The sequence below is a fragment of the Acinetobacter sp. UNC436CL71CviS28 genome, assembly GCF_000620525.1.
In the GTDB taxonomy this organism is placed as follows: domain Bacteria; phylum Pseudomonadota; class Gammaproteobacteria; order Pseudomonadales; family Moraxellaceae; genus Acinetobacter; species Acinetobacter radioresistens.
Genome location: NZ_JIBB01000003.1, coordinates 82918 through 104794, shown reverse-complemented (window position 1 = coordinate 104794; position 21877 = coordinate 82918). Strand labels below are relative to the sequence as shown.

Here is a 21877-nt window from a genome sequence, read left to right as displayed (position 1 = left end):
TTTAATCTAGCTTGCTACACCTTGAGTAGAATTAATACATTCAGCAAGCTTGGCACGATCTTGAGGATGCAGTGTCACAAAATAAGCTCCTGTCCGGAAGCCTGTTTCATCCTTAGGCTTGCTATAAACCACTTGGGCAATTGTTGCTACATGAAAGAAATTATCAGGATGACTTAATGTTAAATGAATATAGCTTCCATCTTTAAGCTGTTGATTTGTATAAAAGCTGATACCACTTTCTGAAATATTAACCTGTTCAGGCACAGGTAGCATGGTCTGGACGATAGCGTCATAAAGAGACCCTGTAATCAGATTCATTTTCTGGTTAAATAAGGATAGTATTCGAGCAATTTGTTGATCTTTTTGATTTAATTGTTCTAATTCGTAGTTAATAGCATGATCAAATTGATCTAATTCTGCAAGTAGTAGAAAATAACGCGGCAATACAAAATTAGGGTCGTAAGGATCGTTAAGAGCAACATCATCAGAGATAATCTGATAATTAATCCTTAAAGCAGCATCAATGCGGGACATCACGCGACGTTCGTTCGAAGCACCCTGATGCTGTAATGTTTCCATAATGAATTACCTCGGACTAGATGGTATGTTTAAACCAATCTCGCTGTATATAGGGTTGAGATACACTCGCGCACGGCGTAGTAATCACTTTATTTCTTTTATTGCTTTAGTTTCCATGATCGGCCTGACCTTGGGTGTAGCAGTTCTTATTACAGTTCTGTCTGTCATGAATGGTTTTGACCGAGAGTTAAAAAACCGTGTTTTGGGCATGATACCTCAGGCCACAGTTTCTTCAACCCAGATTTTAACAGATTGGCCCGAACTTGCAAAAAAAGTCGAGAGCCACGAACATGTTACTGGCGCAGCACCATTTACCCAGTTACAGGGGATGCTAACTGCACAAGGCCAAGTTGCAGGTCTGATGGTAACTGGAATAGAACCTCAATATGAAAAAAAGGTTTCTATTATTCAGGATCATATGGTTGAGGGAAGCATTGATAGCCTGAAAAAAGGTGAATTTGGTATTGTGCTGGGGAAACAGATGACAGATGCACTCGGCCTCGGGCTGAATGACAGTGTCACTTTAGTATTGCCTGAAGCCACACCTTCACCGGCAGGGGTTGTGCCTCGCTTTAAACGTTTCAAAATTGTGGGCATTTTCAGTATTGGAGCTGAAGTAGATTCCATGATGGGCTATATTGCCTTAAATGATGCTTCGACTTTGTTACGTTTGCCGGATGGTGCTCAGGGTGTACGTCTGAAGCTGGATGATATCTTCAGTGCACCTCAGGTAGCTAGCTCGATTGCCCGTGAATTACCAGGGAATTTCTATGCTTCGGACTGGACCTATACTCATGGGAACCTGTTTAGTGCCATCCAGATGGAAAAAGCGATGGTAAGCCTGCTCCTGTTTCTAATCGTTCTGGTTGCTGCATTTAATATTGTTTCTTCTCTGGTCATGGTAGTGACCGATAAAAAATCTGATATCGCTATTTTAAGAACACTAGGTGCATCACCCGCTACAATTACCCGTATATTTATGGTACAGGGAACAGTAATTGGAGTCATCGGGACAGTATCAGGCGCAATTTTAGGAATTATTTTTGCCTCAAGTATCAGCAGCTTTATTTCATGGCTGAATAATGCTTTTGGTCTGCACCTGTTTGATGCCTACTTTATTAATTATTTGCCTTCTTATCTCAGATGGCAGGATGTCGTAGTCATCGTCAGTCTGTCTCTGATTTTAAGCTTTCTGGCAACTATTTATCCGGCACTGCGTGCAGCTAAAATTCAACCTGCCGAGGCTTTACGTTATGAATAATACAGTACTTGAAGCCCGTAATATCTATAAGCATTTCACGGATGGGAAATCAACCGTAGAGGTGATTAAAGGCTTATCTTTAGAGATCAAGGCGGGTGAGTTTACATCGATTGTTGGAGCCAGTGGCTCTGGTAAAAGTACCTTACTACATGTTTTAGGGGGGCTAGACCGGCCAACTGAGGGTGAGGTGTTTCTAAATGGACAGCGCTTTGACAATTTAGGTGAAGCTGAACGTGGTTTTATGCGTAACCAGTATCTTGGGTTTGTCTACCAATTTCATCATTTACTGCCAGAGTTTACTGCTTTCGAAAATGTAGCAATGCCCCTGATGCTGCGCAAAAATACACAGTTTAAAGAAGCCAAACAGCAAGCAGAATACTTGCTGGAACGGGTCGGCCTGTCACACCGGATAACCCATAAACCAGGCGAATTATCTGGTGGTGAGCGTCAGCGTGTAGCTTTGGCGCGGGCATTGGTAACCAAACCTGCTTTAATGCTGGCTGATGAGCCGACAGGTAACCTGGACCGTAAAACTGCTGTAGGTATCTTTGAGTTATTAAGTGAACTGCGTCAGGAATTGAACATGGCAATGCTGATTGTAACTCATGATGAGCAGCTGGCCCAAGCTGCCGATTCAATTCTGCATATGCAGGATGGCTTATGGGTGAACGCGTAAGTCGGAGATAATCTGATCATTAACCTTGTTAAAGCCCATCAGTATGGGCTTTAATTATTTTAATAAGTTATAAATATAAAAATCATGTGGAAAACTATTTTATTGGCCTGGATTGCTGGAATCTCGGTCATGGGGAAAACTTTTAACTTACCTGTTTTTCTGTTACCTGGACTGATGATCTTCAGCGTAGGTTCAGGGCTATTATATTGGTATCAATATAGTAAGCTGGAGTCGCACCATCCGATTCCATGGTTATCTAGAGCAGTTTTTATTCTAGCCTTAGGCATCCTGACAGGCACATTGGGTTATCGCTACGCTGACCATGCGCTAGAACAACGTCTAGATAACAGGGAAACAGAAACAAGAAATATTGAGGCAATTGTTTATATCCGACATATTGATGAGCGTTCTGAGAAGCAGATCAGGCAAAAAGTGGAAGTACTTGACCAGAAAAAACAGCCTGTTCAATGGTGGCTCACATTTAAAAATATACCTGAGCAACCTATAAAATTTGAGTTAGGAGAATATTACCGGATTTATGGGGAAGTCATACCTGCTCATGGATATGCCATGCCGGGAGTATTTGATCAGGAAAAATGGTTTATTCAGCAGAATATCATGGCCAGTGTAAAAATCTGGAAAATAGAGAAATTGGACCATGAGGCAGTTTACCGGCTTGGTTTTAATCAATATCTGAATAATCAACAGGGTTGGATCAATGGTCTTCTATTACTGATGGAGCGGCAGCGCTATCATTTTCGTACTTTTATTCAAAATAGCACACTGAAAAATAAAGGCCTGATTTTAGCACTTCTTACAGGTGATAAAAGCTTACTTTCCTCTGAAACAGAAGAACAATTTCAGCGGCTGGGAATCAGTCACCTGCTGGCAATTTCTGGCCCACACGTATTAATTTTCGCAGCTCTGGTCAGCTGGGTATTGCAAACCCTGATACGGCTGTATGGTCCAAAACTCTATTTAAGCTTGCCTCGCCCTTATCTGCTGGTTTTTCCTTTCTGTTTTTGTGTATTACTTTACAGCGCTTTTGTCGGTTTCGAGATTCCGGCACTACGAACACTGCTCATTACTCTGCTAGGGAGTAGCCTGCTTTTATTAAGACAAAAAATCCAGGCATTAAGCTTATTGCTGGCAAGTGCCAGTTTACTATTATGGATAGATCCTTTTAGTGTTCTCTCGGCAGCTTTCTGGCTTTCTTTCGGGGCCTGTTTTATTCTGTTGCGCATTTATGAAAGTATAGATCGGCAGCCTGCCCAACCGGCTTTTAACTGGAAGCAAAGAGTTTTAACTGCTGGAAAGTTACTGATTGAATCACAAGGGAAAATTTTTATTGCTCTCTTTCCGTTAGTACTGATTTTTTTCAAACAGGTAAGCTGGATTGCGCCATTGACCAATATTCTTGTCATTCCATTATTAGGTGCTGTCGTAGTGCCGCTAGATATACTGGCTGCATGTCTTTCCTATATCATTTCTCCTTTGGGCCTGCTTTTATTTCATTGTAGCGATTTAGGCTTGAATTTAGGCTTGTGGATATTAGAAATACTGGACCATCTGTTTAATCCCCAATTACAGGGAATTGCATTTACACCGTTGCTTATTGTGAGCCTCAGTATCGGCCTGATTATTTTATATCTGCCTCGATCTGTTATTCCTAAAGCTTGGGCGCTGTTATGTTTTGTACCAGTTTTTACGAGTAGGGCACCAGACTCGGATTTTAAGTTAACCGTTTTAGATGTAGGGCAGGGCCAAGCCATTCTACTTCAGAGTAGTCAGCAAAAAATAATGTTAGATACAGGCGGTTACTATGATGAAACCAAATTCAGTATAGGCCAGCAAATTCTTGCACCATTTTTATTTTCCCAAGGGATAGCTCGCTTAGATCGGGTGCTATTAACTCATCTGGATCAGGATCATAGCGGGGCACTCTTACCATTAAGCCAAAAAATTAAAATCGATGAAGTAATAGCCAATACCCAGTTACCTGAAACATGGAATATAAAACAGTCATCACCATGCCGGGAAGGACAAAGCTGGTCTTATCAGAATTTTAAGGTCCAGGTACTATCACCTGGCTTAAATACTTACCCATCAATGGTAGAAGCCAATCCGAATGAATATTCATGTGTGTTATATGTGCAATTAAACCAGGCCCAGCCTTACCGGAATTTCTTGATTATGGGAGATGCTGGCTGGCCAACTGAATATGAACTCATGAAAAAGTATCCCGAACTTCAAGTCGACGTACTAGTATTGGGTCACCATGGCAGTAAGCACAGTTCTGCTTACAGTTTTCTAAAATATTTGCATCCTAAGCTGGCAATTGCCTCAGCAGGACAGAATAACCGTTATGGTCACCCGACCAAAGAAGTTAAGGTACGTCTAAAGGCACTTGATATTCCACTTCTTTTAACTGCCCAAACCGGTAATATTGAATTTTATCAAGAAGCTGATGAACAAATAAATTACACGCTCTATAGAGAGCAGTGGAAATGGTTAAAGATTAAGTAAGATTTTTGTTGTGCTGCCGCAGCTGATCCACTTTTTGTAGTGCTTCAGCTTTATCAAGCGTATAAATGGAGCGTAATTCTGGGTGAGCCTTAAAACGTTTATAGCTCCAGTGGTAATGTTCGGGATAGCGTGTAATCAAATCTTCGATCACATGATGAATAACTTGGGTACCTTCTACAGCGCTGCCTTCATAAATTTTCTCATCAATTGGTTCAATAAACATATTAAAGCCATCCTGTTCATTACGGATGGCGTAAAGAAGCAAAGTACTGGACTTAGTTTTTTGAATCAGCTTGGCGCTCAGGCTGCTTGAGGCTAAGGGTACACCAAAGTATTCCACCAGATCACCACCCACATTTGGTGTATGGTCAGGCAAGATAACAGTTGTGCCTCCCTGTTTAAGCGCCTTAAAAATCTGGCGAACACCAGTTTCATCTGTAGGAACCAGATTGGCCTGCTCACGGCTGCGCGCTTCGCGGACGAACTGATCTGCATACGGGTCTTTGACCGGTTTATAGAGAATGGTCATTGATGTATATTGCGAACACCAAGAGTTCATAATCTCCCATGTGCCAAAGTGCGGAACGATCAGGACTAATCCTTTTTTGGCTGCCACCGCCTGATGAAAATAATGCTCGCCTACAATTTTATGAATTCTTGAAATATTCTTCTCTGTACTTGAGCCCCAAATACTAAAAAATTCAAAGTATGACTGTATTTCATTGCGTATAGCCTGACGAATAATCTGATTACGCTTTTCGGTCAGCAGATATGGAAAAGCAATCTCCAGATTCAGATTTATTGTTTTTGAGGTATTCGACAGTTTTAAAGTATTCATCAGACCTGCAAGTATACGAGCAATAAAGCGTGATACTCGTATAGGCTGGCGACTAATGATTTTCAAAAGACGATAAGATAAAGGCTGGGAATTTGAGCTAGTCATTATTTAAATGTAGGATTCTGCTTAACAAACGTAAAAGAAAAAATATTATAAGTTAAAAAGCTTTATTTAGACAGTTTTTCATTTTCCAGTGTATATAATGAAGATATTTTACTTTTCGGATAAATATATATGTCGGATTGGCCGCCAAAACCTAATAATGAAGTTCCAAGTTCAGACAGCAGAAGCGGTAAAGAGTGGCAGATACTAGAAAAAGCTGTACTGGCTTCTGTTGAAGAACAGCGCCGTAGCCGTCGCTGGGGAATATTTTTTAAGTGTTTGACTTTTGCCTATATTCTATTGCTTTTGCTCATGATGGGTAGGGGCTGTACTACGGCAACTACCAGTGGGGCAGGCTCAAGTTCAAATGCTCATCTGGCTGTGATCGATATTATTGGTACGATTGACTCTAGTGACCGTTCCGTAAATAGTGAAGATACCAATAAAGCTTTGAAACGTGCATTTGAAGCAAAAAACAGTCACGCAATTGTGCTCAATATCAATTCACCTGGGGGGTCACCTGTCCAGTCAGATGAGATCTGGCAGGAAATTCGCTATTACAAACAGCAGTATCCTGAGAAGAAAGTATATGCACTAATTGGTGATATGGGAGCCTCAGGCGCTTATTATATTGCTTCGGCTGCTGATGAAATCTGGGTTAATCCATCCAGTTTGGTCGGCTCAATTGGTGTGATTATGCCAAACTATGGGGTGATGGGCCTTGCGCAGAAACTGGGTGTTGAAGACCGGACATTAACTTCAGGCGACAATAAAGATATTCTGAGCATGACTAAACCAGTCAATCCTGCACAGAGGGAGCATGTACAGACGGTCTTAGACAATGTGCATAGTCACTTTATTGCTGCTGTAAAAGAAGGCCGTGGCAAGCGCCTGAAGAGTAATGACCCTGCAATTTTTTCAGGATTATTCTGGAGCGGTGAGCAGGCGGTTAAACTGGGCGTTGCAGATCGTACCGGAAGCATAAACAGTCTTAAACGTGAGCTTAAACTGGATAATGTTCTGGATTATACAGTTCAGCGTAGCCCATTTGAATCGGTACTTGGCCGGGTAGGTTCTGAAATAGGCCAGGGCTTTAGTGAATCAGTTACCCAGCAACTTAAAATTCAGCAGGATACCAAGCTGCAATAATGAACATAAAGGGATATATGACGAAGCCATTAATACACTTTGCACATGCCAATGGTGTGCCTTCAAAAGTTTATGAAAAGTTGTTTGAACAGTTGCGTGATGAATACGACATTATTTATGTGCCTTTGATTGGCCCAGATAAACGTTATCCAATTACCAATCACTGGCCTCATCTGGTAGAGCAGATCATCGACAGCATCGTTCGGCAGGCTCATGGTCGCAAAGTTATCGGGCTTGGACATTCGCTAGGTTCAGTTCTCACGATGATGGCTTCTTATCAACGTCCCGAGTTATTTTCACAGGTCATTATGCTAGATCCGCCGTTGATTATGGGAAAAGCATCTTTTGTTTTCCATATGGCTAAATGCTTTAAACCCCAACTGGTAGATCAGATGACTCCAGCAGGGTTATCGGTGCGGCGACGTGATCATTGGGAGTCGCGCGAGCAGGCAGGCGAGTTACTTCGCACTAAAGGTTTCTATAAAGATTTTGATGCAGACTGTTTTCAGGCCTATCTGAAATATGCATTAACTGAAGATCCGGTAAGGGGTGGCGTAACTCTGACTATCCCTAAAAATGATGAAGTAGAAATCTTTAGGAAGAATCCTTCGCTCTGGTGGTTACCGATGGCAAAACCGAAAATACCAGTACATCTTGTGGTCGGAGATAAAAGTGTTTTTCTTAAGCGGCGTTTTCCACACGTAGCCAAGAAAAAAATCGGTGTTTCTTTTAGCATAGCCGAGGGCGGCCATATGTTCCCGTTAGAACATCCTGTTGAGGTGGGCCGACTGGTAAAACAGCTGATCCATGCATAAATGATGAGCCAATAAAAAAGCGCCTATATGTGGGCGCTTTTTTATTGGCATAAATTGTATTATAACTTGCAAAACTGCATGGGTTTAGTCAACAGAGAATTTCTATAAAGTACAGAGCCATCTTCTAGATGCTGAACGGCGCCAATACAGATCCATTCAACCACCTGAGGGTAAACCAGGTGTTCTAACTCATGTACACGGTTTGCCAAAGTCTCAACTGTATCAGTTCTTTTAACCGAAAGTATTCCCTGCGCTAGTGCCTGACCAGCATCTAATTCAGCTGTCACATAATGAACTGTACAGCCATGATATACATCACCTGTATTAATTACACGCTGATGAGTATGCATACCTTTATAATAAGGCAACAGGGAAGGGTGAATATTCAGCATTTTCCCTTCCCAGGCTTTGACAAATTTTTCACTTAAAATCCGCATGAAGCCTGCTAGCACGACCAGATTAACTCCCCAGTCAAGCAGCTGCTGATGCATAACATCATCAAATGCTTCCCGGCTTGGATACTGTTTATGTTCAACAAGAGCAGTCTTAATTCCTGCCTGTTTAGCACGTTCTAGAGCATAAGCATCAGGCCGGTTGGACAGTACACCAACAATTTGGCCTGATAGTTTGGCATCGATCAGGGCCTGTAAATTAGAGCCACTGCCCGAAACGAGTACAGCAATTTTAATCATATGAAATTACGCGAAGATCACACGAATTTTTTCATCTGCACCCTCAACAGATTCAGCATTGTCAACAATGTGACCCATTATCCATGCTTTTTCGCCGAGGTTATTCAGCGTGTTAACCGTTCTCTCAGCATCTGCCGCATCAACAGCCAATACCATACCTACGCCACAGTTAAATGTGCGGTACATTTCAAATTGTTCAACACCACCTTCCTTTTGAAGAAGTTTAAACAATTCTGGCCATTCCCAAGAAGATTCATTAATGACTGCTTGAGCACCATTTGGAAGTACGCGCGGTAAGTTACCCGGTAAACCGCCACCTGTGATGTGTGCCATTGCGTGCACATCAACCTGTTTGAGTAATTCAAGGATTGGCTTGACGTAAATGCGGGTAGGTTCCATTGCAGTATCTGCAAGTGGGCGACCATCAACGATTTGAGTTAAGTCAACATTTTTTACATCTAAAATTTTACGAAGTAGAGAGTAGCCATTAGAGTGCGCACCTGAAGATGCAATTCCAATCAGTACATCATCGGCTTTAACTTTAGAACCATCAATAATTTTGCTTTGCTCAACTACACCTACGCAGAAACCTGCCAAATCATAATCTTCACCTTCATACATGCCTGGCATTTCAGCAGTTTCACCACCCACTAACGCACAGCCAGCAAGTTCGCAACCTGCACCAATTCCTGTAACAACATTTGCAGCAACCTCTACGTTTAAGTGGCCTGTTGCATAATAGTCAAGGAAGAACAATGGCTCTGCACCACATACAAGAAGGTCATTTACGCACATTGCCACCAGGTCCTGACCAATCGTGTCATGACGGTTTAAATTCAGTGCTAAACGTAATTTGGTACCCACACCATCCGTGCCAGATACGAGAACAGGTTCTTCATAACCTTTAGGAATTTTACAAAGTGCACCAAAACCACCAAGTCCGCCCATCACTTCAGGACGTGAGGTGCGCTTGGCAACAGATTTGATTCGATCGACTAATGCGTCTCCCGCTTCAATGTCGACACCTGCATCTTTGTAGCTTAAACCAGTATTTGGGGTAGAAGTTGAGTTGCTCATAATGAAGTCTCCGCGTTCGCGCGGGGGATTATAACCTGAATATACGAAACTCTTATGTTATTTATGCTCTAAAATGCTATTTTACTAAAATATTTCTTTCTTCATAATGATTAGATACTTATAAAAGGCGTGTTTCCATGGTCGACCGTACCTTACGTCGTATTTTTATTCTTGCGGCGATTGCATTATTACTTTGGGTGCTTTACCTGCTAAAACCGGTAGTCATACCATTTTTAATGGCCTTTCTGATTGCTTATCTATTTAGTCCGCTAGTGGCATGGCTCCACAAATATCATTTACCGCGCTGGCTCTCGATCAGTATTGTCTTTATTGGAATTGGTATTCTCCTGGTACTGGCAATCTGGTATGTGGTGCCTTTGGTCTGGCAGCAACTGGTTTATGCGCGTGACAGTATTCCAGCAGGTATACATTGGTTAAACGCGACCTTTTTACCTTGGGTTTCTAATACATTTAATGTCGAGCAGATGGAAATTGATACTGAACAGATTTCTACTGTAGTCATGGATTATATTCAGACCAATTATAGTGCAGATAGTATTCAGACCATGTTGCTACGTCTGGCGCAATCCGGATTAAATTTCATCCAGATTGGCGGTACAATTGTTCTGATACCAATTATTGCTTTTTACTTTCTGCTGGACTGGGACCGGATGCTGAACAGTATGCGTCGCCTGATTCCACGGCCTTATGAAAAAAATACTATTCAGGTAGTTCATGAATGCCATAATGTATTAGGTGCCTTCGTTAAAGGGCAATTCTTGGTCATGATCCTGCTGGGAATTGTTTACGCAGTAGGTTTACAGCTGATTGGTCTTGAAGTCGGGCTGATCATTGGAATGGTTGCCGGGCTTGCCAGTATTATTCCTTATCTGGGTTTTGCCGTAGGGATTATTGCCGCAGTCATTGCGACATTGTTCCAGTTCGGTTTGGACTGGACCCAGCTAATTCTGGTTGGTGTCGTCTTTATGGTGGGTCAGGCGGTAGAAGGTTATATCCTGCAGCCTTTCCTACTCGGTGATAAGATAGGTTTATCACCTGTTGCTGTTGTCTTTGCTGTACTGGCCGGTGCACAGCTAGCTGGTTTCTTCGGTATGCTCATTGCTTTGCCAATGGCTGCGGTGATTGTAGTACTGCTTAGACATTTACGTGAATGCTATGAACACAGTACATTCTATGGTCCACCTAATCTGATGGGAGATAAAGGTACGGACAGTCTCATTATAGATGCCGAACAGGTAAATCTTGATATTGAGCTTGAAAAGTCGCAAGATACTGAAAAGACAGTTCATATTGATACTAAATAACGATAGGATATGGCCAAATATATGCGTCAGCTGCAACTGAATATAGAACTTCAACTTGATGCTCGGATCAGTGATTTTTCCGGGCCAAGCTGGGGGCCTGTAGTAGATGCAGTCCGGCAGTTGCATGCTGGTCTCATGAACCGGTTTTATATTTATGGTGCAGCAGGCTCAGGTAAAAGCCATCTTCTGTCTGCGATTTGCGATTCCTATATGGAGGTAGGTAAATCTGCCATTAAAGTTTCACTTCTTGAACTCTTGGATGCGCCTATTGAAGCAATTACATCACTGGAAAAATATGATCTTGTTGCACTGGATGATATCGAAGCTATAAGTGGTGTTCCACATTGGCAGCGTGCCGTTTTTCATCTTATTAATTATAATAATGAAGAGGGAGGGCAGCTGATTTTTTCCTCACGGTTTGCACCAATGGAATTGAAACTTGAACTACCTGATTTGCAGTCACGGCTGACTCAGGCGGTCAGTGTAAAAGTGCCCAACGGTAGTCTCTATGCAGATCGTCAAGCACTAGTTCATTCAGTACTAGCACGCAGGGGCGTACAGCTAGACCAACAGATTATTGATTATCTTTTATTACATGGGCCACATCAGGCAGCACGTCTTTTACAAACTTTAGAACAATTGGAAACCTTGCTCAAGGGAGAGCGAACACGGCTTTCAAATATGACTTTGCGCCAGATATTTGCCTTAATTGATGAGTATGGCCAGTAAACGGAAAAATCTTGAGTAATTACTCAAGCTGTGACACAGTACAGAAAAATAATTCGATGTTGCACGGAACTGCAGCTTAAGAATAAAAAATAGAAATAAAGTATAAGGAGATGGATATGCTCAAACAGAGCATAGGCATAGCTATGTTATGCATTGCGGGGCAGGCCTATAGTGCTGACATTGTGGTAACAACAACTGAAGATATATCCTCTGCAAATGATAAACAATGCTCGCTTCGGGAAGCCATTGAATATATCAATCTGGGTTTACCTGAAGCTGGCTATAATGGATGTGGTGGGAAATCATCTACTTCTACGATTTTGCTTGAAAAAAAAGCAGTCTATAAACTCAGCAATCATATTAACATCAAGGCTGACCTGTCGATCAGAACCAGTTATACCACCGATGTTAATGATAAGGATGTACCCGGTTTAAATAACGCCACAATTCAAATGCTGGGTACTGATAATATTTTCCGCATTGATGACAGTAAAAAAACTTTAGCGACAGTCAGTCTAAGTGAAATTACTTTGCAGGGATGTGGGGCCAGTCAATGTGCCGAACAGGGAGGGCTAATTTATAATAATGAATATCTGACTTTGGAATACACCCGTTTATATAATGGATCAGCAGCCCAAGGCGGAGCAATATATAATATGGGCCAGCCAGAGGCTGAAACTGCTGCCAGTATAGTTGAAATAAAATCAAGCCTTATTGAAAATAATAAAGCTCTGGCAGGTGCTATTTTATATACCCATGCTCCTGAGTTCCGGATTTCAAATTCAGTATTTCGTGAAAATAATACAACTCAAACAGGTTCCAGCAATATTTATTCGGCCAGCCGTCTAGAAGAAAATAAGATTACTGATTTTCCTCAAGCTAGGGCTTGGGTAAATAGTAGTACTTTTTTAAAAAATCAGGGCCATATTATTAACTTGCGTGACGGGATCGGGTTAAACAATCTGACCATTGTCGGTAATCAGGCTGGTATTTTATTCGATGCACCTTTAGGTAAAGGATACTTGGCCAACAGTATCATTTTAGGAAATCCTTATCCTGGTGGTCAGCAGACTAACTGTGCTTTTGCCGAAAATGACCAAAGCATTCTACAGAATAATCTGGTCAGTCAGGAATGTGGATTAGGTGCTACCCATTATCCTAATGAATACTGGTCCGGTACACAGCTGATTGCGGGAGAGACCTTACAGGGCGCATGCAAGAGTATGTCGCAGGACCCTAATAGCCTGTTATGTCCCTATAGTCAGCCTAAAGATACATTTTTGGGATATTTTCGTCCCCGTATCCTGCTAAGTTATAACAGTCTGGCGGATTCACCTATAGTCAATAAAGGTAAAAATTCATTTAATCCTGATATCAAAATAGTGGGCTGTGAAGCTGCTGACCAGCGCAAACAGGCGCGAGATTCAAATAATATATTTTGCGATCGTGGAGCAATTGAAATTATTGTCCCAACGACAGTAAGTCTGGTGGGTGAAGATATACGGACTGGTAGTCAGGCCAAAATGTCGGTTGCCGATTTACTTGGAGATAGCGACCTGATTCCTAAAGAACAATGTAACGCAATCTTAGGCCCTCATCCATCCGGAGAAGCATGGCAGGCTGGCTGTATACAAGTTGTACAAACAGTGACTCAATCTAAGGGGACATTAAAGATTGATGAGGAAGGTAATCTGGTCTATACCCCGAATGGTGGCTGGCATGGAACTGATATTTTTAAGATCCGTCTGGTAACTACTTCTACGCGCTTTAACCAGAATATTCCTTATATGGAAATTAATGTACAGGTCAGACAAGAACCTGAAAACCACATGGAAAGTGACAAAATTAAAACTTCCGGTGGGGCACTCGGAATGTTCAGTTTATTTACGCTTTTAGCATTAGTCGGGCTACGTCGGTATACAAAATAATTAGGGCCAAATAATGAAAATTTATAAAAAGGGGCTATTGAGCCTGATGATACTGACGGCCATGACTTTGATGGCTGCAGAAGACAAGACTATTTATGTCAATACGTTTGAAGATGAAGATGGCGAAAACCTGAATAAGTGTTCGCTACGTGAAGCTCTGGTTGCAGCCCGTAAAAATATTGCATATGGTGGGTGTACAGCAGGAAATACTGGAACTGGTCAGCTAGACAGAATTCAATTGCAAGCCGGAGAATATATACTTAAGAGAGAGTTACGGCCAGAAAGTGCGGTCAAGATTTATGGAGAAACACCGTTCGATTACAAGACAAAAGATCCTTTAACACACCAGTATCCGGCACGTGGGCCTATAAGCACAGTTATCAACGGAAATCATACCTCCCGAATTTTCAATACTTCAGAAACCCAAGCCAGTATCTTTCTTGAAAATATTGAACTGAAAAATGGTTATTCCTCTGCTGAAGGAGGAGCATTACTCATAGCTGGCCCACTAAATATGACAAATACGGCTATTAAAGATTCTAAGTCGGATAAAGCAGGTGGTGCTGTTTATATCATTGCACAAAACCTAGAAAAACAGATGACTTTAGTAAACACCCTAATTCAAAGAAATCAGGCAAAAATTGGAAGTGCTTTTGCCATGGACTGTTCAGCAAATCTGTTGGGTACCCAGCCTGCTATCAGTGTAGAGCGTAGTAGCTTGGTTCAAAATGGTACGATAAATGACCGCAGTACGATTGAGTTATGCGGCTTAACACGTGTTTCCTTAAGTGCCAATACTATTGCCCGGAATAAAGCAAATCTGGTAGATGGCCATATTATTCGTGCGGTATCTGAGCTAGGCCGTCCATTATACTCCGCCTCATCTCTCGCTTTAATCAGTAATACCATTGTAGAAAATCAGGCCAATAGTACATTTTATTTTGATGAAAACAGTACCAAGGCTTTAGCCTTTAATGTTTTAGCTTTCAATACAGGCAAATCCTGTGACTTTGTCCGTAAAGACAGTAATAGCCAGAATAAGACATTGGGGCTAACTCTGGCATACAATGCACTACAACTTGGCAATGTGGAAGGTCAATGTGTATTGCCTGAAGAACTATTAAAAATACAGACAACGGTAGACCTGAGCAATATCTCACGTCAAAGCGTTCTATCTGATTATCAGCAACCCTCAAAATACAATCTCTATCTACCGCTCTATTATCCTAAGGACAATCAGAATGCTTCAGATCTGGTGAACACAGGCGCAACACAGGATTGCAGTACACTTGATCAGCGCGGACTGGCCCGGATTACAAATGGTACTTTAACTTTAAATCCTGAAATGAAAAATACCTGTGAAATCGGTTCTGTAGAGCGCATGCGCCTAACAGCAGCTGATATTACAGATTTAAAGAATCTGTCTATTGTACAAGTTCTAGATACCTATCAAAAAGAAGCTGACAACTTGAAAGAGGGCATAAAAGAAATAGAAGATACTGAAGAGCAGGCTATTTATCAAAAAGAGTTGAGCGAATTAGAACGTCTAATTGCCAATATCAAGTTGAAACAGAAGTATCGTACCATTTACATTGATCCTTTTACGCTGGCTTTACCAAGTGAAGAAGAATTTCTCAACGAAAATGGCAAGCTTGAATTGCGTCCAAAAGAACTCAGTACAGATCAGTATAGTATCGAAACGCATAAATACGGTGTAGGTTCAGTTTCTGGTAGTGGTGCAGATTTTAAGTTTAATGGACAGCAAGATGAACATCTGTTTTGTGAATGGATGCCTGAGTTAAAGCGTATTATGATTTATCGGACAGATGACCAGTTATCTGCTAATACCGGTAGCGCTTATTGTGCTTACACCATCAAGGCAAAAACGGGTGAGTCTTCAACAGGACTTGTTAAAGCAGATTTTATTAATATTGCTCCAATTGCAAAAGATGATAAATATACATTACAGTATGGCTCAGACTTAAAAGTCAGTATTAATCCGCTAGAAAATGACAGTGATGATGGTGATGGTCCTACATCACAATTAAAGCTCAATACAAATAAATCAGCCTTCTTTCACGATGCAGACGGACAGGAATTACCTATACGTTTTAGCGTTATTCCTCCAGGTGTAACGGTCAGTGCAGACCGTACCGGTCCATGTCCGGGTAATTATATTCGAGAGACCTGCTATGGTGGACAGATCCATATCCAGGCCAAAAATAATTTCAGCCAGTTTAACTATCGGTTTGAATATAATATTTTTGATGCTGAAGGTGAGGAATCTAGTACGGCAACTATCTTGCTAGAAAATACAGCTAAGAATACTAATACTGCCGGTGGAGGAGGAAGCTTTGGAATATGGGGAATATTAAGCCTATTAGCTTTAAGCATGTATCGGTTTCGCCGTAACGTTTAAAAAAAGCCTCGTAAGAGGCTTTTTTATTGAATTGATTGATTTTTATCTAGTTTGCCTTAAGTGCAGCAGGCATGTATTTATTCATATATTCTTGGCGGATTGATGCACGTTGCTCTGAGGTAGCTGCTTTTTGCATTCTTTGTCTCAGATCATGCCGTTCGTGACTGCTCATCTGTTGCCAAGTTTCACGCATTTTCTGTTTTTCCTGCTCTGGCAGCTGGGTAAACCAGTCCATGCGTTGCTGTAGAGCGGCACTTTGTTCTTCAGGTAATTCTTTTAAAGTCTGATAACGTTTAATCAGGGCGCGCTGTTCTTCATCGGACAAGGTGTCCCAAGTTTCATTAATCTGGGCCCCGGCATCTTTAGAAAAAATCCAGAAACGTTCGAACCCTGCAAAGCTGGTTTGTAAAAAGCTTAAGGTACATAAAGCTAAAGCCAGTTTCTTAGCTGCCATGACCGACCCTATCCTCACCTAAAACCAGTAACATTTCCAAATCTTCCACCATTTGGGGTGAAAGTTTTGGAGTAACAGCAACCTGATTTTGTGGCTGCTCTGTCATTTCCATAGAGTTGGGTAATATGACAAAACCAGTAATGGCTGCAGCAAGAGCAAAACCTGTCATCCGCCACATGCTGTAATGTGGTGATGGACGATCCTGTATGGTTTCGAGTACATGATTCATCACTACAGGTTTAGCCTTATGATGAGTAGCCAGTGTATCAAGCTTGGAAGTCACTTTTTTTGTGAAATCATCTTTATTCATCTGATGATCCTCCCATATGTGGATTTAAATGCGCTAAAGCTGTTCTTAATCCCTGAATTGCCCGATGGTAATGAGTTTTTACACTGCCCTCGGTACAATCCATAATTTCCGCAGTAGTTTGGGTATCAAAACCCTCCCATGCCCGCAACATAAAAGCCTGTTGCTGTCGAACTGGAAGTTTTGAAACAGCGGCCTGTATTTCTTCTGCAGTAACCGCTTGATCCAGAAAATCAGAAGGGTTTGGACTCGATTCATCCACGATATCCATCATTTCTTCTTCATCTGAATCCAGACTGACTTTTCTAAAAAATGAAAAAGGTTGGGCACGGCGTGCTTCCTTACGACGCCAGTCCTGTAATTTGTTATTTAAAATTGTATAGAACAGGGGGTACCATTCTTCAGTACTTTTATCACGATAGGATTTATGTAGGGAAATAAATGCTTCCTGTACCAGATCCATAGCTATGCCTTGTTGCCCCTGTGTTGCACTTTCCATCATGACCAGAGCACGACCCGTCACATCCTGCATAAAAAACTTCAGACGCTGCTCAGCCGTACTGGCATGCGTACTGCTGAGATGTTCTGCATCAGGCTGTTTCGGTACTAAATCCATAGAGATGGAAAATCCCGTCATTGGACACCCACTCATTATTTTGTTGGTCATCACTTAAATAACGTCAAAAATAATGTTTGGGTTGACATAGTAGATAATTATTTTTTAAGAGTTTAAAGGATTTTTAACCACAATTAGCCCTTTATTAAAATAATTTAACCTTTTAGAGCCGCTGGCGAACCATTTCAAAAAAACAGATAGAGCCTGCAACTGCAACGTTCAATGATTCTTGACCACCTGGTTGGGGAATCACGACAGCTTTTGCTTGCTGTAACGCATATGCTGACGCACCCTGTCCCTCATTTCCTAAAATCCATGCACAAGGTTGTGTGAGGTCCTGCTGATAGATACTTTCAGACTGATGTGAACTGGTTACGAATACAGGAATTTCAAACTTCTCCAGTATGTCTTCAAGCTGGACATTTTCATAAATATTTAAAGAAAAATGAGCTCCCATACCAGCACGCAGTACTCGTGGTGACCAGAGTGAAGCTGAGCCTTGGGTACATACAACCTGCTGAATATTAGCGGCGGCAGCAGAACGCAATAATGTGCCTACATTTCCTGGGTCCTGTACATTCTCTAAAATAAGTGTATCAAGATGATATTGCAGGGGTTGGGTATTTGTCGGCAGATCAATAATTGCGAGACAAGCCAAACTTGTACCCAAGGTACTTAAATCACGATAAAGTGCTTCACTTAAGACAAATACATGACCCTGATAATACTCAAGGATCTGTTTAAAGTCTGGATGATTTAATGCCTGTTCAGTACTGAACAGTGAATGGATTTTTTTATTTTCCTGGAGCCAGCTCAGACAGAGATGGGTTCCTTCAAGAATAGTTTGCCGCTGTTTTTTACGGTAACTGTTCTGTTCAATGAGTCCCCGTAAATGTTTGATTTTAGGGTTGTCTTTAGATTCAAGAAAAATAATTGACATAAGTAAAGAGTCCACAGAGATGAGTAGTTAAACCCATCTCTGTATAAATAAATTATTGGTGATAGCCTGTAACCAGCTCAACTTCATTTTTGGAACCAATAATCACTGGCACGCGCTGATGCAGATCGGTCGGCTCAATTTCTAAAATGCGTACGCGACCTGTAGTTGAAGCACCACCAGCCTGCTCAATAAGCATACTCATTGGATTTGCTTCATACATCAGACGTAAACGGCCCGCTTTTTCAGGATCTTTTAAATCATATGGATAAAGGAAAATCCCGCTACGGCAGAGAATACGATGAATATCGCCAACCATACAGGCAACCCAGCGCATATTAAAGTCTTTAGCGCGTGTAGAAGTTTTTCCAGCCAGCAGTTCATCAATATAACGCTTAACCGGTTCTTCCCAGTGGCGCTGATTTGAGGCATTGATAGCAAATTCCTGGGTATCGGCTGCGACCTGAATATTCTCTGCGGTTAAAACAAATTCCTGGCTGTCTGGATTAAAGGTGAAGAATACAACGCCTGCACCTACAGTCAGTACCAGCATTGTGGAAGGGCCATATAGAACATAACCGGCAGCAACCTGCTGAGTCCCTGCCTGCATGAAGTCGGCAGCCTGAGTTATATGGTTTTTTGCAGGTAAAATTGAAAAAATAGTTCCTACACACATATTGATATCAATATTGCTTGAACCATCTAACGGGTCAAATAATACCAGATATTGACCATTTTCCTGAGCAGGCGTAAATTCATCAAGCTCTTCTGAAGCCAGCCCGCCTACTTGGGGATGTACTTTTAATGCATCAATCAAATAGTCATTAGAAATAACATCAAGTTTTTTCTGGGTTTCACCTTGTACATTTTCATGCTCTGCGCTGCCCAAAACACCTGCAAGTGCACCCTTTTGTAAAGTCTGATCTATTACTTTACAGGTATCGGCAATAGTGCTGATAACTTGAGCCAGCTCAGGCGTTAAATTCCCAGTTTGTTGTTGTAAATATTGGGACAAGGTGTAATTGGTCATACCAAAAAGCTCCAGCAAAGAGAAAATAGATGTATAAAAAGAACTGGGCTATTTTAGAGGAGAACCAATGTAATTAACAATTTTATTGCGTGATGAGATGTGTTGTTTTTGCGCTTGCAACTCTACACGAACATGCTATGTTGAATTATGTTCATAAAAAAGGAAGTAAATCTATGACGACCAAACATTTTGATGCGACTCCAACTCCAAATGAGCCAATTAAGCTGGATAATATCTCAACTGAAAAAGTGAAAGAAGTTTGGGAAAGTTATGAAGCGAAACCTGAATACAAAGAATTTAATAAGCATGACATGATTGAAGCCATGCAAAAAAATGAAGAAGATAAAAAGTCGGAGAATTAAAAAAGCGCCCAACAGATGTTGTGCGCTTTGCTCTTGGAAATTTGAGCGTTTAATTATTTAAGTAATGGCGGTACAGCTTCGTAGTTGATTTCTACACGACGGTTTTCTTTCCAAGCTGCTTCATCATGGCCAGGATTAATTGGCATCTCTTTACCATAGCTCACAGCTTCAAGCTGATTGGGGTTTACACCATTTGTCACTAAATAGCTTTGTACTGCTTTGGCACGACGTTCACCCAATGCCATATTGTACTCACGTGTACCACGTTCATCGGTATGGCCAGTTAGAGCAACTTTTGAATTGGCATTTGCCATCAGGAACTGGGCATGAGCCTGTAGGGTCTGATAATCCTCATTGCTCAGATCACTGCTATCATAGTCAAAGTATACAACACGTTTTGCTAAATAAGCACGATTCGCTGCGGTAACACCTTTAGCTGAAGCACCAGCCATATTCTGTGCATTTAATGCCGCATCTTCACTTAGACCGGTTGTGTTAACACTCGTACCCGCTGTAGTTGGAGTGGTAGTGGTCGTAACATCTGAAGTAGGTTTACGGTTGGCACAACCAGTAATAACTAGGCTGGCAGCCAGTAAGGGAAGAGTTAAATATTTTACTGCGTTCATCTTAATCTCCATGAAAAAATTGTTATAGCCAGTTAAATTATTTGGGTGCCCAAGCAGGCTCACGAACTTCGCCTTGTTCACTTGGCAGATTCATCCGGAAGCGCCCATCAGTTGACATAATTGCCAGTAATCCCCGGTTACCTTCACGGGTAGCATAAACGACCATCTGGCCATTTGGAGAAAAACTTGGAGATTCATCCAGACTGGTTGGGGTAAGAATGTTGGTAATGCCAGTAGCAATATCCTGAATGGCAACTTTATAGTTACTTCCGGCTGGGCGGTGTACCAGTGCGACTTTTTTACCATCTGCACTTAAGGTACCGCGCGCATTAAATGCACCTTTAAAAGTCAACCGCTTGACTGAGCCATCTGCAAAGCTATAACGGTAAATCTGTGCTGAACCGCCACGATCTGAAGTAAAAATAAAAGATTTACCGTCTGGTGCATATCGGGCTTCTGTATCGATGGCAGAATCATTAGTCATACGTTTAAGCTGACGGGTATTCAAATCCATCTGGTAAACTTCAGGGTTTCCATGCATAGACGCTGTGAAGAGCATAGACTGTCCGTCTGGAGAGAAACTTGGTGCACCATTAAGACCACGGAAACTGGCCAGTACTTCACGTTGCCCAGTAGCCAGATCTTGCACATAAATCGCAGGGCGCTTGGTTTCAAACGAGACATAAGCCAGTTTTTTTGCATCTGGTGTCCAGGCTGGAGACAGAATCGGGTCACGTGAAGAAAGGACAGTACGCGGCTGTTCACCATCAGTGTCAGCGATCTGTAAGGTATAACGCTGTTCTGGGGTTGCCGGATTGCGCAGTACATAAGCAATACGGCCACTAAAATCACCAGGAATACCTGTCAGTGCCTGATAGATTGCATCACTGATCATATGGCCAGCCTGACGTATACGTGAAGCGGGTACAGTTAAAAGTTCATTTAACAGATAAGTCTGCTTCTCGACATCATAAAGCTGGTAATGCACTTCATACGAATCACCTGCGACAGACTTGATACTACCTGTCACTACATAAGGGATTTTAGTCGCTTGCCAGCTTTGCGCATTAATATTATTGAGTGCAGCGCTAGCCGGAAGATTTTTTGATGAACTAGTAAAGCGCCCTGAACGATTCAAGTCACTTTCAACTATTGGATAAATAGACTGATCATTTGCAAAGGGTACTATTGCTATTTTAGGAGCTTCTTCAGGAGCCTTTGCAATTTCAAGGTGTAACTGGGCAAAAGCTGTAGTGGTGATGGCCGGACTAAAAACAGCTGTTAAGGCAAAGGCTAAAAGAGTTTTACGCGTCATATTCATAATCGCAGGGCGCTCAATTCCATGATTCTGGGGTATGGGAATGCTAATTTGTAACATGATGACATAATTTAAATCTATTTAAAGCATGTAAATATGACTATCTCGTGA

21 protein-coding genes are annotated in these 21877 nt (G+C 41.7%); 10 read left to right on the top strand and 11 right to left on the bottom strand.

The window, feature by feature from the left end; translation table 11 throughout:
- Positions 1-6 precede the first annotated feature (6 nt).
- On the bottom strand, positions 7-579 hold the full coding sequence (locus N518_RS0102620; RefSeq protein WP_005019270.1) for a PilZ domain-containing protein: 573 nt from the start codon (positions 577-579) through the stop codon (positions 7-9).
- 25 nt (positions 580-604) lie between these two features.
- Here N518_RS0102620 and N518_RS0102615 point away from each other — a divergent pair, with 25 nt between their 5' ends.
- The 3 genes from N518_RS0102615 (at position 605) to N518_RS0102605 (ending at position 5042) form a co-directional block, all read left to right on the top strand.
- Entirely contained in the window at positions 605-1840 is a 1236-nt protein-coding gene (locus tag N518_RS0102615) for a lipoprotein-releasing ABC transporter permease subunit (RefSeq protein WP_005019271.1), read from the top strand.
- The gene (lolD, locus tag N518_RS0102610; RefSeq protein ID WP_005019272.1) at positions 1833-2516 is read left to right on the top strand and encodes a lipoprotein-releasing ABC transporter ATP-binding protein LolD; all 684 of its coding nucleotides are present in this window, start codon (positions 1833-1835) and stop codon (positions 2514-2516) included. The genes N518_RS0102615 and lolD overlap by 8 nt, the downstream gene beginning before the upstream one ends.
- A gap of 84 nt (positions 2517-2600) precedes the next feature.
- Positions 2601-5042: a DNA internalization-related competence protein ComEC/Rec2 gene (locus N518_RS0102605; RefSeq protein WP_026443956.1), complete on the top strand. Its 2442-nt coding sequence runs from the start codon at positions 2601-2603 to the stop codon at positions 5040-5042.
- On the opposite strand, the gene N518_RS0102600 is transcribed toward N518_RS0102605, so the two are convergent.
- Positions 5035-5985 carry a lysophospholipid acyltransferase family protein gene (locus N518_RS0102600; protein WP_005019275.1) on the bottom strand — a complete coding sequence of 317 codons (951 nt, stop codon included), beginning with the start codon at positions 5983-5985 and terminating at the stop codon, positions 5035-5037. The genes N518_RS0102605 and N518_RS0102600 overlap by 8 nt on opposite strands.
- Before the next feature lie 129 nt (positions 5986-6114).
- On the opposite strand from N518_RS0102600, the gene sppA reads away from it, so the two are divergent.
- Positions 6115-7131 carry a signal peptide peptidase SppA gene (sppA, locus tag N518_RS0102595; RefSeq protein WP_005019276.1) on the top strand — a complete coding sequence of 339 codons (1017 nt, stop codon included), beginning with the start codon at positions 6115-6117 and terminating at the stop codon, positions 7129-7131.
- 17 nt (positions 7132-7148) lie between these two features.
- Positions 7149-7946 carry an alpha/beta fold hydrolase gene (locus N518_RS0102590; RefSeq protein WP_005019278.1) on the top strand — a complete coding sequence of 266 codons (798 nt, stop codon included), beginning with the start codon at positions 7149-7151 and terminating at the stop codon, positions 7944-7946.
- A gap of 59 nt (positions 7947-8005) precedes the next feature.
- On the opposite strand, the gene purN is transcribed toward N518_RS0102590, so the two are convergent.
- On the bottom strand, positions 8006-8638 hold the full coding sequence (gene purN / locus N518_RS0102585) for a phosphoribosylglycinamide formyltransferase (RefSeq protein WP_005019279.1): 633 nt from the start codon (positions 8636-8638) through the stop codon (positions 8006-8008).
- A gap of 6 nt (positions 8639-8644) precedes the next feature.
- Entirely contained in the window at positions 8645-9715 is a 1071-nt protein-coding gene (gene purM / locus N518_RS0102580) for a phosphoribosylformylglycinamidine cyclo-ligase (RefSeq protein ID WP_005019280.1), read from the bottom strand.
- A gap of 137 nt (positions 9716-9852) precedes the next feature.
- On the opposite strand from purM, the gene cxpE reads away from it, so the two are divergent.
- The 4 genes from cxpE to N518_RS0102560 all read left to right on the top strand — a co-directional run bounded on the left by cxpE (position 9853) and on the right by N518_RS0102560 (position 16116).
- Positions 9853-11040, top strand: a complete 1188-nt coding sequence (gene cxpE, locus N518_RS0102575; RefSeq protein ID WP_005027082.1) for a chloramphenicol efflux transporter CxpE — start codon at positions 9853-9855, stop codon at positions 11038-11040.
- A gap of 21 nt (positions 11041-11061) precedes the next feature.
- Positions 11062-11769, top strand: a complete 708-nt coding sequence (gene hda, locus N518_RS0102570; RefSeq protein ID WP_026056636.1) for a DnaA regulatory inactivator Hda — start codon at positions 11062-11064, stop codon at positions 11767-11769.
- A 116-nt stretch (positions 11770-11885) separates the two neighbouring features.
- On the top strand, positions 11886-13697 hold the full coding sequence (gene rbtA, locus N518_RS0102565) for a rhombotarget A (RefSeq protein ID WP_017400843.1): 1812 nt from the start codon (positions 11886-11888) through the stop codon (positions 13695-13697).
- Positions 13698-13710: 13 nt separating this feature from the next.
- Entirely contained in the window at positions 13711-16116 is a 2406-nt protein-coding gene (locus N518_RS0102560; RefSeq protein WP_005027075.1) for a CSLREA domain-containing protein, read from the top strand.
- 46 nt (positions 16117-16162) lie between these two features.
- On the opposite strand, the gene N518_RS0102555 is transcribed toward N518_RS0102560, so the two are convergent.
- The 5 genes from N518_RS0102555 to N518_RS0102535 all read right to left on the bottom strand — a co-directional run bounded on the left by N518_RS0102555 (position 16163) and on the right by N518_RS0102535 (position 19460).
- A complete protein-coding gene (locus N518_RS0102555) occupies positions 16163-16570 on the bottom strand; it encodes a DUF3106 domain-containing protein (protein ID WP_005027073.1) in 408 nt (135 codons plus the stop codon).
- Entirely contained in the window at positions 16560-16880 is a 321-nt protein-coding gene (locus N518_RS0102550) for a hypothetical protein (protein WP_005027070.1), read from the bottom strand. Before N518_RS0102550 ends, N518_RS0102555 begins: the two co-directional genes overlap by 11 nt.
- Positions 16873-17493, bottom strand: a complete 621-nt coding sequence (locus tag N518_RS0102545) for an RNA polymerase sigma factor (protein WP_005406789.1) — start codon at positions 17491-17493, stop codon at positions 16873-16875. The genes N518_RS0102550 and N518_RS0102545 overlap by 8 nt, the downstream gene beginning before the upstream one ends.
- Positions 17494-17656: 163 nt before the next feature.
- Positions 17657-18433 carry a TrmH family RNA methyltransferase gene (locus tag N518_RS0102540; protein ID WP_026443955.1) on the bottom strand — a complete coding sequence of 259 codons (777 nt, stop codon included), beginning with the start codon at positions 18431-18433 and terminating at the stop codon, positions 17657-17659.
- A gap of 52 nt (positions 18434-18485) precedes the next feature.
- Entirely contained in the window at positions 18486-19460 is a 975-nt protein-coding gene (locus N518_RS0102535; protein WP_005027064.1) for a class 1 fructose-bisphosphatase, read from the bottom strand.
- 173 nt (positions 19461-19633) lie between these two features.
- On the opposite strand from N518_RS0102535, the gene N518_RS0102530 reads away from it, so the two are divergent.
- On the top strand, positions 19634-19822 hold the full coding sequence (locus N518_RS0102530) for an NF038105 family protein (RefSeq protein WP_005027062.1): 189 nt from the start codon (positions 19634-19636) through the stop codon (positions 19820-19822).
- 53 nt (positions 19823-19875) lie between these two features.
- Here the strand turns inward: N518_RS0102530 and pal are convergent, their stop codons facing one another.
- Both pal and tolB read right to left on the bottom strand, forming a co-directional pair.
- Positions 19876-20448, bottom strand: coding sequence for a peptidoglycan-associated lipoprotein Pal (pal, locus tag N518_RS0102525; protein WP_005019302.1), 573 nt, complete (start codon positions 20446-20448; stop codon positions 19876-19878).
- 37 nt (positions 20449-20485) lie between these two features.
- Entirely contained in the window at positions 20486-21769 is a 1284-nt protein-coding gene (gene tolB / locus N518_RS0102520) for a Tol-Pal system beta propeller repeat protein TolB (RefSeq protein WP_016801359.1), read from the bottom strand.
- Between the last annotated feature and the right edge of the window lie 108 nt (positions 21770-21877).